This window comes from Pedobacter suwonensis (assembly GCF_044762335.1).
Taxonomy (GTDB): Bacteria; Bacteroidota; Bacteroidia; order Sphingobacteriales; family Sphingobacteriaceae; genus Pedobacter.
The window spans coordinates 140,515-154,551 of sequence record NZ_JBIWEB010000001.1; the positions used below are offsets into that span (position 1 = coordinate 140,515).

Here is a 14,037-nt window from a genome sequence, read left to right on the forward strand (position 1 = left end):
GTGTCGGGATGGCAGGATTCGAACCTACGACCTCCACATCCCAAATGTGGCGCGATACCGGGCTACGCTACATCCCGAACTTTGGTATCGATCTTTTTTAACCTTATTTCTAAGGGTTGGCAAAGATATGGATTTTATTGGGTTTTTCCATTTATTTACCATTTTTTTTATTTCAGCGGTGAGGGCGGGATTCGAACCCGCGGTACCGTTACCAGTACGACAGTTTAGCAAACTGTTCCTTTCGGCCTCTCAGGCACCTCACCTTTCAACCTCCTTTTTCCGCCCTACCGGCGTTGTTTTGAGGTCTGCAAATATAGTAAAACAAGTTATCGAACAAAAAAAAATTACAAATTTTGTTGATAATCTATGCGCACATGATAGATGCTCATCAGCATCGTCTTGAATATCAATTTGATAGTCTCAATATCTTTTAAAGTCAAATCGCAGTCATCTAACTGATTTTGCTCCAATTTATAGTTGATGATGCGCTCAACGATATCGTTTATGTTCTGCGCATCGGGATTTTTCAGACTTCTTGAGGCTGCTTCCACCGAATCGGCAAGCATTAACACCCCGGTTTCCTTGCTAAAAGGTATAGGGCCGGGATAGCGGAAAATATTTTCGTCGACGAATTTTTCTGGTGTATTTTTCAAAAACGACTGATAAAAATAATCCACCCGGGTATTTCCATGATGTGTCCTGATAAAATCAATAATGGCTTCAGGAATCTGGTTTCTTCTTAAAATTTCAATTCCCTTGTGCACATGCTGAATGATAATCTGCGCACTTTGCTCGTAAGGCAATTTATCGTGCGGACTCACAGCGGTATTCTGATTTTCGATAAAATATTGTGGATTGTCTACCTTACCAATATCGTGATATAAGGCCCCTGCCCTAACCAGCACAGAATTACCACCAATTTTAAATATTGCTGCCTCAGCAAGGTTAGCCACCTGCAACGAATGCTGAAAGGTTCCAGGTGCCTTAAAAGCCAGTTCCCTTAGCAGTTTATTATTGGTATTGGTGAGTTCGATCAGCGCTACATCCGAAGTGATGCCGAAAATACGCTCAAAAAGGTAAATTAACGGATACGCCAGAAGTGATAACAATACACTAAAAACAAAAGGGACAAAATTTACCCATTCGATTTCACGGAAAGAACCTTCGCGGAGTAAGGCAATGCCTACAAAAGATACAAAATAGGCCAGCAGAATAAATAAGGCCGAAACCAGAAACCGCTCGCGCTTTACAAAGTTTTTGATGCTGAATATAGCCACCATACCCGCAGTAACCTGGTAGAACACAAATTCGAAACTATTGGCCACAAAGAAACCGGCAATTAAAATGACCAGCATGTGAAGGTAAAGCGCCAAACGGGTATCGAACAGGATCCTGATGATAATCGGCACCACACAAAAAGGAATATAGTATAAACTTGGGATCTCCATCTTAATGGCCCAGGTTAAAGCCAGCAGCATTCCTGTGGTGACAATAAGGATTAAGGAAAGCTGGCGGTTATCGGCAAAAATATCTTTCCGGAAAAGAAAAAGGAAGGACATTAATATGGTTACAATAAAGCCAACCAACACTACCTGCCCTAAGTAAACCAGTGCCCTGCTGCCAATGGTTTTGGTTTGTGCATCGTAAGTAGCTTTATAAGATTCCAGTTTCTGATAAATTTCCTCGTCAATCACATCGTTCTTGGCAACAATAAGCTCCCCCTTTTGCACCATCCCTTTGGTAGTGGAAATGTTGTTCACCGTATTATCCTGTATGGTTTGCGTCAACCGTTCATCAAATATGATATTTGGAGTAATATGATCAATGGCCAGGTTTGCCACTAAATCGCCCATAACCTGATTTGGCGCCTTAAAATTATCTTTAAAAAAATTCAGGGCCGATTCAGCAGTAAAAACATCCTGTGTATTTTTCTCCTGTGACACATTGTTTTCAACCAATGAAAAATCATAGTTTTTACCGCCTGCCTGGTGTTTCACATTCAGACCAATAATACCTTTCTGGTAAATGCGCTGCAATAATTTGTAGGCCGCACTTTTATAAGTATCCCGCTCTTTCTCGCTAAGCTGTTTCGACCTCCACTTCACATCAAATTCATTCGCAAACTCTTCCAATGCATTGTCCGTAACACTCCTGTCCAGCTGGTAAACGGGCAGAATATCTTTTAAAGCATTCTTTTTATCTGCACTAACCTGCGGATTGGTTTTTAAAATAGCAAAACTGAAAGGCGAAATCAGATCTTTGTTTTTCCATACTGCATTTTTTTCAAACTCATATCTAAACCGGGGCTGTTTGGGCAGGAATAGCGTAATAATGAAAACGGTAAATATCATCATCACATATTTCAGGTTTGATGAATATTTACGGTAAAGGATCTTATGCGAATTTCTTTTGATTTTGGCCAAAGCGATGTATTTATAGTATTGTCAAAAATAACATTTTTATCTAATATACATTTTGTGCGTTTTGTTTGCAATTACCAGATTTTATATTTTACTTTATGATATCAAATTAATATCAATTATGTATCAAGAAAAAATTATCAATCCGCCATCTGGCTATTTAACTTTTGCACTAAGCTTAGCATTATTGGGCGCTTCCATTTTCTGTTTTGTTTCAGGAATCTTTATTTGGGGAGGCGTACTTTTGGCCATAGATGTATTTCTGCTTTTTCCGGGCTTCTTAATCATCAACCCCAATCAATCGATGGTACTCACCCTGTTCGGAAAATACATGGGCACGGTAAAAGCTGACGGCTTTTTCTGGGTAAATCCTTTAACCGCAAAAAGGCGGGTATCGTTAAAAGCAAACAATTTAAACGGGCAGCAATTGAAGGTGAACGATAAACTGGGTAATCCGATAGAAATTGCGGCCGTTGTTGTCTGGAAAGTAAACGAAACGGCTAAAGCCGTTTTCTCTGTCGAAAATTACATGCAATATGTCAACATCCAGAGTGAAGCTGCCGTAAGGCACCTGGCCAATATCTTTCCTTATGATCATGCTGAAGGAGAAGAAACGAGCATTACCTTAAAAGATGGTGCCGAAAAAGTAAGTGAACTTTTGGAGAGTGAACTGAATGAGCGTTTATCGCGCGCAGGCATTGAGGTTTTGGAGGCCAGGATATCGCATCTGGCTTATGCACCTGAAATTGCCAGCGCCATGTTACAGCGTCAGCAGGCTACAGCAGTTATTGCAGCGCGTAAATTAATTGTTGAAGGTGCAGTGGGCATGGTAGAAATGGCATTGGAAAAATTATCGCAAAAAGGAATTGTAGAACTGGATGAAGAGCGTAAGGCAGCTATGGTAAGCAATTTACTGGTTGTACTTTGCGGCGACCGCCATGTGCAACCTGTGGTAAACACCGGCACTTTATATAATTAGGTAAAATGGAATTTGAGGAGCAACAGCATTTAAAATTGTGGTGGCTATACCTCCTCGTAAGTGTTGATGCCATCATTGTATTAAGCATCGTACTTTTTGACAAAGGAGGCATAAGTTTTACAGATTTAAAAGCTGTTTATTTTGCACCGCTTTGGGCCGTAATTTTACCTTTTGCCATTATTTACCTCATCCAGCAAAATGTTTTAACACTGCGGATCAACGAGGAAGGAATTTATTATCGTTATTTTCCCTTCAAAGCCAGATTAAAACACCTTAAATGGGATGAAATAGCGAAAGCCCATATCACGAAATATGATGCGTTTGGTGATTATGGCGGCTATGGCGTTAAAATCAGGCTTTGGTTTAAATTTGATGATAAAGCCTATATCTTAAACGACAAAGACAGGGGCTTGCAGCTGGAATTTAAAAACGGCAAAAAACTGCTGTTCAGCTCAAATAGAATTGATGAAATGGAATTATTCCTGATCAACTTAAAAACAAGGTATCATATACAAGCAATACAATAAGAATGGCGGAGAAAGATAAAAAAGCGTTTGTATTAAGAATTAGTCCTGCTTTGTTAAAAGAAGTGGAAAACTGGGCCGCCGATGAGTTTAGGAGTACGAACGGGCAGATCGAGTTTCTGTTAACACAGGCATTAAAATCAAGAAAAAAGGGAAAAGCAAAAGAAGAATAAATTTTAGAGGCTAACTGGAAATTAAATACGATAAACTGCGAACTGTAAAATACAGATTGCCAACTGATAAATAATATGGGCGTTCCCCATCCCGATGAAAAAATCGGGATGGGGTCGGGCTCAGGGCTGCGCTGCGCTCCGTTCCGGTACCGATAAAGGATCGGTACTATACCCTTACAATCCCTAACGCAAAATCCACCGCTTTACATCAAACTGATCAACCACCCCGCCCTACGGCCAACTCTCCTGAATAAGGAGGGTAGTAAACTGGTTCCGGAATTCAGAGACCCGAAGCAGCACCGGCCAAGGTAATTAAACCTGATGGCAGCGGCAGCCCCGAGGTACGAGGGCTACAGCGTACAGCAGGACTGCACTAAGCGAAACGCATATCACCGTTCATTTCCAAAAAACCTAAATTGATTAAACCAACGGTCACGAAATTTAAGTGTTAAGCTAACTTATTTATAACGAGCTGATCAACCACCCCGCCCTACGGGCACCCATCCTGGATAAGAAGGGAAGTAAACTGGAAGGAAAAAACCTGTAGCCATCAGATCGGGTTTAGGCACTAACGGTTACAGCACAAACACCTGCACTCTTATCTACCGACCCTCAATGACTGATCAAACGTTTGCGCAGGATAAATGTAAGAGATACAAAGAACTATTCCAAAGAAGAATAAATCACCCATAAAACGCTATAAAACAAACCTATGCATTTCAACATGACACCTCAAATTGCGCCGATCATTTTAATATTTTTTTAGAACTATTTCCTTATTTCGATCAATTTCGCTTATTATTTCTTCAAATTCCAGCTGCCTGGCCACGTACTTGTTTAATAAATCAATCTGATTTAAGCCCCTTACCAAATTCTGTTCAGGATAATTTGTTTTATAGTAAATATCACCGTTCAAGAAATCGGTGATGAACCTTACTGCCTGCATGTAAATCATAAATTTGCCTGAATAGATAAAGAACTGTTTTTCAGCGGAAGTTAAAACCTGGTTCATTTCTTTCATGTAGCCCTTATAAATTGCAGCAAAAACATCATTTCTAATGACGATTTTATTAAAATCATTTTCTTCTTCATTGGCTTCTGAAAGATAGGTGCGCATCATGTCTCCCACATCGCTGATAAAGTATCCGGGCATTACCGTATCCAAATCGATTACGCATAAACCTACGCCGGTTTCGGCCTGTAACAAAACATTGCTTATTTTGGTATCGTGATGCACCACCCGCAAATGAAGTGCGCCGCTACTCACCAGCTGCGCATACTGTGCTTCTATATTATCATGCCTGATGATCTCCTCTATAGCAAACTTTGCCTCTTTAATCTTTTCGTTACCAGCTTTTGCTAATGCTTTTTTAAACTGCACTACACGTAAGGGCAGGTTATGAAAATCTTCAATGGTGGGTTTTAATTTTTGTACATCGAAGGCGCGGAGCATCCTGGTGAATTGACCAAACTGTTTGGCTGCCTGATAGGCCTGTTCAGGCTGTTGTACAAAATCAACTGAGCAAGAATGCGCTAGAAATGGAAAAATCCTGTAAAAATGATTGTTGACTACTACAAAATCATCTCCATTTAGGGCCTTAATGGGTGCAATAAACAAATATCCGGCAGCAGTTTGATCCAGATATGCTTTTATTGCCCTGATATTTTGAGCAATATGTTGAGGATGATGGAAAACTGCTTTATTTACCTCCTGCAAGATATAGGCTGAGCCTTCATGGCAAACTTTCCAGGTATGGTTAATTAAACCTGAGCCAAAGGGTTCAATTTTACACTTTTCTGCGCGAAGTCCGTAAGTACCTAAAACTGCCTGAAACATAAGGTGGTATTATATATTTGAATAAAAATTATTCCAGGCAAACCATCTGATCAACCTGAATAAAGCTGCGTATTAAAATATGCGGGTAAGCCATAAGCAATACCCGCAACCGAGACTAAAAACCGCTATCGTCTAAAGCGAAAGTATTTTTTCGGTCTTTCCATTTTCCTTTGGTAAAATCCGGGAATTTCTGTGGCATATTCCCCTCTTTTAAAGATTTTGTAGAAAGTGGACTAATCACACTCATGGTTACCGAGTCGTACACATCGATTGGTGTTTGTCTTTTCTGTTTTACTGCCTGGATAAATCCATTAAATACAAACCAGTCCATGCCGCCGTGACCTGCGCCTACTGCTTCTGCTTCATATTTTTTCCAAAGCGGATGATCATATTTGGCAAACCATTCCTGAGCAGGATCCCATACATCATCTTTCTTTGATTGGTGATCGATATAAACCGATTTGTTTACATCCATCCAGAGTCCTTTTGTTCCCTGCACCCTGAAACCGAGTGAATACGGACGTGGCAAGTGTGTATCATGACTTAACAAAACGGTTTCGCCATTTGCACAATTGATCATGGTAGTAGTCACATCGCCATTTTTATAATTGATTTTGGCATTGGGGTGGCCCGGCGACATTTCTTCTACATAAGCGGCCAAACCTTTGGCTTTAGAACTGAACGATACCAGACTTGTAAAACGATTCCCCCTATTGATATTGGCATATTGCATGATCGGACCAGCTCCATGCGTTGGATATAAATCACCATCCTGATCGATATTAAATTGTGTCCGCCATTGCGCCTCGCTCAAGGCTTTAGGTCCAAACTCTACCCCACCACCATAATAATCTTTACCATTGTTGAACAGTACGTTTCTTAAGTTATGCTGGTAGCCGCCCTCAAGGTGTAACAATTCGCCAAAAAGTCCCTGCCTAACCATATTTAAAGCCGCCATTACATCTCTACGGTAACAAACGTTTTCTAAAGTCATGTAAGGCATACCTGTTTTTTCAGAGGTATTTACAATATCCCAGTGATCTTCTACAGTTAAACCTGCAATGACTTCGCAGCCTACATATTTACCCGCTTTCATGGCATCAACAGCCTGGTCACGGTGAAACTGCCATGGTGTTGCAATAATTACGGCGTCAATATCTTTACGGTCTAAAAGTTTTTTATAAGCATCTAAGCCTCCGGTATATTCTGTTGCTGCAGGTCTGCCTTTTTTAGCGATAAAATTACGACAAATTTTAAGTGAGCTTTCCTGGGTATCGCAAATGGCAACAATTTCTACATCATCTCTCAAGGCCCCTTCAGAAATATGACTCATTCCACGTGCGCCTACCCCGATATAACCTAGTCTTACTTTTCCACTGTCTGATGATGCAAATAAACTTCCGGTTGGCAGGATGGTTAAACCCGCAGCCGTAAATGTGCCATTTTTGATAAATTCTCTACGTTCCATTGGTGTTTTTTGGTTTTGTTGATTTGTATTTTTAAAAGTAACACAAGCTATTGGGGATTACAAGATCAATTACCGCGCAAACGATTGACTAACCTGTTATAAGCCATTTTATCAGCGACAGCATTTTACAATTTTTGTAAAAATGCCCTTTCCATTCACCTTCCTTAGCAGAATGGATTAGGGAAAATTTTGGGAATAAATCTTATTTTTCCGCAAAAGGCACCATCTATAATCCAGGTTTGTGCCTTTATATATAAATTTTCCTGATCAAACCTGGTAAAGCAATGAGTAATAAAGGCAATGCTACTATAAAGCCCCCAATTACCGCTATAGCCAGTGGCTGATGCAATTGTGCACCTGCGCCAATACCTAAAGCCAGGGGCATTAAGGCAATAATCGCCCCAAGGGCTGTCATTAACTTCGGCCTTAACCGTGTAGAGATGGCGAAGGTTATCGCATCATCAACATTTTGTTCCACAAGCGATTCTTTAAACTGTAAAAAGGTAAATATGGCATTCTCGCCGATAATGCCTACAATCATAATCAATCCGGTATAACTGCCTACATTGAGTGGTGTATGGGTTAAAAACAAGGCTAAATAACTTCCGGAAATACCCAGAACAGAGATTAATAAAATGAGGAAGGCAATTTTAAAATCCTTAAAAAGAAACAAAATTACACTAAACACCAATAAACCTGAGGCGATCAGAATGGTAAGCAGTTCAGAAAAAGATTGCTGCTGTTCTTTATATGCGCCACCATATTCGATATGATAACCCGATGGCAGGTTTATACTGGCATTTATGGTTTTCTTTAAATCCTTCATTACACTGCCCAGATCGCGGTTATCCAATCTTGCCGTAACTACACCAATGGTCTGCAAATTTTCTCTTTCTACTTCGGCATTCCCTGCTTTAAGATCAACCCTGGCCATCTGCTGTATAGGCACTGCAGTTCCACTGGGTAAGAAAATTTTAAGCTTGTTGATATCGGCCACGCTAAAGGTCCTGCTTCCGGGATAAACCATGCGGATGGGTGAAAGTTGTTGCTTATCATATAAATCGCCAATTAAAGTTCCCTGCATGGCGGTTTGGAGCTGCGATTGAAAGGATGCGGGACTCACACCGTACTGTGCCAGCATGTTAAAATCAGGCTGAATATTTACAGTTGGCCCTGAATGTACAATGCAATCAAACACATCGGCGGTACCACCAACATGTGCAACCAGATCGGCTATCTTTTTAGCCAAAACCTGCAGTTTTTCCTGGTCGTTGCCAAAAATTTTCACCTCTATGGGTTTGGTCGTGCTCATTAAATCGCCCAACATATCACCAATTACCTGCCCGAAATCAATGGTTAAGGCGGGTTGTGTATTTTCGATGTGCTTACGGATCTCCGAAATCACCTCATCTGTACTTTTGGTACGGTTATGTTTCAGTTGAATCAGATAATCGCCGGTATTGGGTTCGGTGATAAAAAACCCCATCTGCGTTCCCGTTCTTCGCGAATAAGCTTCAACCTCGGGGATTTTAACGATTTCCTTTTCTACTTCTTTTAGCATTCTATCGGTTTCCTCGAGCGAAGTCCCTGGAGGCGAAGCATAATCCAACACAATACTCCCCTCGTCCATTTCAGGGAGAAATCCGGTTTCTAATCTTGGGAAAATCAATATAACCGATGTGATCAGTATCAGTATAAATGCAATGGTTATATAAGGTCGTTGAATAAAGTAAGGGACCCAATTTTGCGATTTGACCTCGTGTACGGTTAGCTTTTTACCGGAGGCCGCGTGGCTGCCCCCTTTTCGGGTAAGTAAAAGATAAATTACGGGTAAACCGATCCAGGTCACAAAGAAAGAACAAACCAGTGTAATAATCATGGTATTGGTCATTACCTGGAAATAAGCACCCGCAACACCGGTCATCAATACAAATGGAATAAAAATCACTATCGTACTAATTGATGAACCAAGCATAGCCGGAAAAAGATAGCCAACGGCTTTACTCAACAATTGCATAGTCAGTTCTTCCGGATGCTCTTCGTGTGCACGGTGAATTTGCTCGACCACGACGATGGCGTCGTCGATAATTAAACCGATAGCGGCTGCAATAGCACCGAGTGTCATGATATTGAGCGAATAACCAATAAAATAAAGGACGATTACGGTTAAACAAAGTGTGATGGGTATGGTAATTAAAATGGTAATACTTGCCTTGAGCGATCTGAGAAAAATAATGGCGACCAGAATAGCCAATGCCAAACCAATTAATAAACTATCGCGTACACTTTTTACCGATTCGTTAACAAAATCTGCTTGTATATAATATGGTTTTATACTTACGCCGGCAGGCAGGATATGTTTCAGTTGCTCCACTTTGGTAAACATCTCGTTAGAAAGATCGACCAGGTTGGCATTAGGCTGTTTAATTACGGCAATCAGGATACCGTCTTTACCATTGGCATTGATGCGGGTATATTCTACGCTTTGCTGAATATTGACTTTTGCCACATCCATTACCCTGATTATCCGGTTACCCCTTCTGATCAATACCAGATTTTCCAGATCGCTTTTGTTTTTTACCGTAGCATCAGTGACAGACAGGTAGAGGTAGTTATGATCGGCCAGGTAGCCATTGGATTTTATAAAATTGGTTTGGCTGAGTGCCGTGCTGATCTGATCTGGAGTGATAGCCAGCGTCTGCATTTTTTGTACATCAAGCTCCAGCCAGTATTCCTTGCTCTTACCACCTATTACGCGGATTTCGGAAACTCCATCAACCTGCGAAAGAAAAGGTTTTACGGTATAGGTGGCGATTTTTTTCAGTTCAACAGATGAATAATTATGGCTTTCTAAACTATATCCACTTACCGGAAGGATAGAAGGATTCATTTTTTCTACCGAGATATTAACCCCTGCCGGCAATGAAGCACTAATTTTAGCAATCTGCGATTCTATGCGCTGCTGACTGAGATCGATATCGGCGCCGGGATTCATAAATGCAGAAAGCTCGCAACTGCCCCTGCTGGTGGTACTCCTTACCAACTGAAGATCGGGCACTTGTTTTACGGCATTTTCTAAAGGACGGGATACGGTAACCACCATCTTATCAACCGGCTGTAATGCTGCATCGGCAATGATTTTAATCTTTGGAAATGTAATTTCAGGAAAAAGCCCTGTTTTTAGCTGGTTAAAGGAATATATGCCGCCCACCAGGATCATGAGCAACACGGCCAGGATAGGGTTTTTATGGGAAATAAAAAACTTATTCATGGCTATTTCTGGATTTTGACTTTAGCCGTATCGGCAATTCCATAATTTCCGGTTGTAATGATCCGGTCGGTCTTCGAAAATTTCGGATCAAGAACTTCAATGGTATTCTGGTTTTCGATGCCTTTTTTCACATTGATTCTTACCGCTGTTGAATCATTAATGAGTTTCATTACCCAAAACTCATCTTCAGTTTCGTTAGCCAATATGGCCGATTTTGGCAATACCTGGGCCTGTTCATGTTTAATTTTAGTTAACCTCACCTTTGCAATCAAACCTTCCGGAATATCTTGAGCTGAACCCACTTTAAGAATATAACGTTGGGTCTGTGCCGACGAATCTACCGCAGGCATTGTGCCTGAAACTGTTCCGATCATTTTGGTTCCATCTGGTAAAAAAATATCCACATTGTTGTTCTGATTGATCAGGTGATGATATTCGTAAGGCAAATCGAGGAGAAAAACAAGACTATTTCTGTTGCTAATGGTAGCCAAAGCTTCTCCATCCTGCACATAATCTCCTTTTTGATGGTTTACCTGGATAATTGTCCCGGCCTGATCGGCTCTGATACTGGAGATACCTGAAAATTTAAACCCGGCATCCAGTTTATTTACACTATTGCCGATCGATTTTGCCTCCTTGGTAATTAAACTAAATAATAGCTGATGGCTGCTTACCTGCTTACCCAATACGGCCCGGGTATTTTCTACATAACCATTGATGTTTGCCTTTACAAAACTTTTCTCCAGATAGGCTGACACTGCCGAAAGCTCCACATATTCTGCCAGTGCACTATCGCGTATAGTAGTTACCTGAACGGGAGTAATTGGCGAAGGCTCATCCTGAGTATCTGCAGGGGCTGAATGGTTACACCCCGAAAAAACAAACCATATGGCGATAGGTCCACAACACAATTTTAGTATATTTTTCATGGTTATCGGTTCCAGTAATTTAATTGATTGATTAGTTTTAATCGGTTAATATTGGTTTGCCTCAACAGGTTCTGAGCTGCCATGTAGTTATTGATTGCAATGACAAAATCAGCAACTTTCAGGTCACCTGTATGCATCAGTTTGCTATCTACCTCTATCAAACCTTTACTTAAACGGATCTGCTCTTCAATTTTCGGAAAAAGTGCATTAGTCTGGTTAATCTGTTGACGGATAAGTTGCAATTGTTGCTGCTGTTGCCGGGTAAAAAAGTCACGGTATCCTGAGGTTGTTTTTGCTGCCAAGCTGAGCTTTTCATACTGCTTCTTTTTCTGATGTCCATCGTAAATGGGAACAGAGAAAGTGAAACCTACACTGGTGCCAAAGTTTTTATAGGGCTGCAGCGCAAATGAAGAATTATAACCACCGTTTGCATACACGCTTAATTTGGGATGGTAATTAAACTGTACTGCGTTTCTTTGATTGATGTTTTTTAAACTGTCAATATCGAAAAGTTTATTAAAAAAAACCTGATTAGTAATATTAAAGTTGGCCTGCAATTTTGGATCGGCTAACTTAACCGGGATCGTATCTGCAAGGCCAGCCAGATAGTTTAAAGTGGCAAAATCATTTTTGAATTGCAATTCAGTTTGTTTAAGCACCAGTTGCTGCTGTTGCAGCGTCACCAGAAAGGTTAAATATTCAGATTGCCTGTAAATGTTGCTCCGGGTTAGTTTTTTAAGTAATACTTCTTCTGTTTCTAGCAGTTTAACCACTTCGAGGTTAAAACCAACCTGTTCCTGGCTGGCATAAGCTGAAATATATTGATCGATTACGGCTCTTTGCAAATCGTATAAGGATAGCTGGCTTGCATATTTGATGGAATCGCTCTGAATTTTAATACTTTGGAGCTGATTGTTGATCCGCTTTTTATTTAGCAGATCATAATTTACATTAAGTAAAGCTTCCAGCGCCTGTCCGTTGGTAAGCACCTCATCATAACCGTAACCGCGAACAGTTGGTGCGTACATGCCCGTAGAACTGGCCGTAACCTGTGCCCCTGCCGTAGCACGGATAATCAGACTATCTATGCCAACAGCACGCTGCTGGTTTTGATAATCTTTAAGCAGCGGACTAACCGATTCAGCCTGTTTCAGATAATAATCGAGATTTTTGGAGGCTGTTTGCGCAGAAGCGCCCGTTACACAAAAAGTGATCAAGCCTAAAACCAGATATTTAATCCTTACATTCATGGTGTGACTTCAATTCAAAAAATATAGAAAATATTAAAATCTGCCCGAAAGCATTAACACCGTACTCCCTTGCTGATGAAAGGGCATGAAAGTAAAATTTCCTTCTTTTTTGGTGGTAAAAAGGCTTTTGATGTAGGGATACACCAGATAAGATATTTTTGTAGCAGCAATCCCGAATCCGGCACCTGCCACCACATCGCTAAACCAATGTTTATTGTTATACATCCGCAATGTTCCGGTGGCCGTGGCCACAAAATAACCAGCATAACCTATCCACGGGTTAACATCTTTGTACTCCTGGTGCAGAAATTCTGCGGCCATAAATGCAGAGGCGGTGTGTCCTGACGGAAAAGAATTTGTCCCCGACCCATCAGGCCGTTCTCTACCCACGCCCTGTTTCACAAAATGGGTAGAAACACCCATAATAGCAGCTGATGTAGCATATAACATGGAAGCATCAAACAAATTGTGTTTACCTTTTATGCCCGATAAATTAAGCGCATAAACCGCTGCAGCAGGCGCAAACTGCATGTAATCATCAACATGGGCTGCAAATAAAGGATGATCTTCCTGTAATTCTGCCCGGGTACTCACATCCAGCTGTTTTAATGCGCCATGATCGTAAACCGCTGCAAAACCATAGCCGGCAAGTAAAACAGGCGCAATAAATGCGGTTGCCTGAAATCTTTTTTTCGGAATCGGATTACCCGCATACCATCTCCCCAACGAATCTGCAGGAACATTTTTAAGCGAATCTGCACCTTGGATCGACTGAATAATGGTAATGGCATAAGTTTGACCGGTATAAATTACCATTATCAACAGCATTCCTAAAAACCTTTTCATCGTATAAATTTTAATCAAAACTATGATCGAATTATGGAGAAATTCTGAAGATATGGGTGGAGGCAAACTATTTTCTAATCTGGGTTCGATTAATAATGTGCTTTAATTTGGGTTCTTTGGTAATTTTGCATGAACGGCCGTCACCCTGAACTTGTTTCAGGGTCTTTATAGCAAGGCGGTTTAACAAGAAAGATGCTGAAATAAATTCAGCATGACGAAACGGCTAGCAATTTGTCCTAATAAAGTATATTAATTTTTAAGTATTAGTCGAACGCTAGCTTCTAAATCAGATTTGCAACAGGTAATTTGACAGCGGCTCTGTCATTCATATTGATTTTAT

General features: G+C 40.8%; 10 protein-coding genes and 2 tRNA genes. 3 read left to right on the plus strand and 9 right to left on the minus strand.

Annotated elements, in window-relative coordinates; translation table 11 throughout:
* Positions 1 to 3 precede the first annotated feature (3 nt).
* The 3 genes from ACIQXP_RS00535 to ACIQXP_RS00545 all read right to left on the minus strand — a co-directional run bounded on the left by ACIQXP_RS00535 (position 4) and on the right by ACIQXP_RS00545 (position 2,351).
* A tRNA-Pro gene (locus tag ACIQXP_RS00535) sits at positions 4 to 77 on the minus strand.
* 99 nt (positions 78 to 176) lie between these two features.
* Positions 177 to 263, minus strand: a tRNA-Ser gene (locus ACIQXP_RS00540).
* Between the two features lie 81 nt (positions 264 to 344).
* On the minus strand, positions 345 to 2,351 hold the full coding sequence (locus ACIQXP_RS00545) for an HD family phosphohydrolase (RefSeq protein ID WP_293744906.1): 2,007 nt from the start codon (positions 2,349 to 2,351) through the stop codon (positions 345 to 347).
* A 190-nt stretch (positions 2,352 to 2,541) separates the two neighbouring features.
* On the opposite strand from ACIQXP_RS00545, the gene ACIQXP_RS00550 reads away from it, so the two are divergent.
* Genes ACIQXP_RS00550 through ACIQXP_RS00560 form a run of 3 tightly spaced genes read left to right on the plus strand, consistent with a single transcriptional unit; the run spans position 2,542 to position 4,096 of the window.
* Complete coding sequence (locus ACIQXP_RS00550; protein WP_090987012.1) at positions 2,542 to 3,399, plus strand: SPFH domain-containing protein; 858 nt, start codon at positions 2,542 to 2,544, stop codon at positions 3,397 to 3,399.
* 5 nt (positions 3,400 to 3,404) lie between these two features.
* Positions 3,405 to 3,926 carry a hypothetical protein gene (locus ACIQXP_RS00555; protein ID WP_387504416.1) on the plus strand — a complete coding sequence of 174 codons (522 nt, stop codon included), beginning with the start codon at positions 3,405 to 3,407 and terminating at the stop codon, positions 3,924 to 3,926.
* 2 nt (positions 3,927 to 3,928) lie between these two features.
* Positions 3,929 to 4,096, plus strand: a complete 168-nt coding sequence (locus ACIQXP_RS00560) for a type II toxin-antitoxin system antitoxin (RefSeq protein ID WP_090986935.1) — start codon at positions 3,929 to 3,931, stop codon at positions 4,094 to 4,096.
* 751 nt (positions 4,097 to 4,847) lie between these two features.
* Here ACIQXP_RS00560 and ACIQXP_RS00565 read toward each other — a convergent pair.
* The 6 genes from ACIQXP_RS00565 to ACIQXP_RS00590 all read right to left on the minus strand — a co-directional run bounded on the left by ACIQXP_RS00565 (position 4,848) and on the right by ACIQXP_RS00590 (position 13,697).
* Complete coding sequence (locus ACIQXP_RS00565; RefSeq protein WP_387504415.1) at positions 4,848 to 5,933, minus strand: phosphotransferase enzyme family protein; 1,086 nt, start codon at positions 5,931 to 5,933, stop codon at positions 4,848 to 4,850.
* A 115-nt stretch (positions 5,934 to 6,048) separates the two neighbouring features.
* Positions 6,049 to 7,401, minus strand: coding sequence for a Gfo/Idh/MocA family protein (locus ACIQXP_RS00570; protein WP_387504414.1), 1,353 nt, complete (start codon positions 7,399 to 7,401; stop codon positions 6,049 to 6,051).
* Between the two features lie 247 nt (positions 7,402 to 7,648).
* Positions 7,649 to 10,672, minus strand: a complete 3,024-nt coding sequence (locus ACIQXP_RS00575; RefSeq protein ID WP_387504413.1) for an efflux RND transporter permease subunit — start codon at positions 10,670 to 10,672, stop codon at positions 7,649 to 7,651.
* A 2-nt stretch (positions 10,673 to 10,674) separates the two neighbouring features.
* Positions 10,675 to 11,601 (minus strand): efflux RND transporter periplasmic adaptor subunit, encoded by a 927-nt coding sequence (locus tag ACIQXP_RS00580; protein ID WP_387504412.1) that lies wholly within the window; start codon positions 11,599 to 11,601, stop codon positions 10,675 to 10,677.
* Between the two features lie 2 nt (positions 11,602 to 11,603).
* A complete protein-coding gene (locus ACIQXP_RS00585; protein WP_387504410.1) occupies positions 11,604 to 12,851 on the minus strand; it encodes a TolC family protein in 1,248 nt (415 codons plus the stop codon).
* Between the two features lie 33 nt (positions 12,852 to 12,884).
* The gene (locus tag ACIQXP_RS00590) at positions 12,885 to 13,697 is read right to left on the minus strand and encodes a phosphatase PAP2 family protein (protein WP_387504409.1); all 813 of its coding nucleotides are present in this window, start codon (positions 13,695 to 13,697) and stop codon (positions 12,885 to 12,887) included.
* Positions 13,698 to 14,037 lie beyond the last annotated feature (340 nt).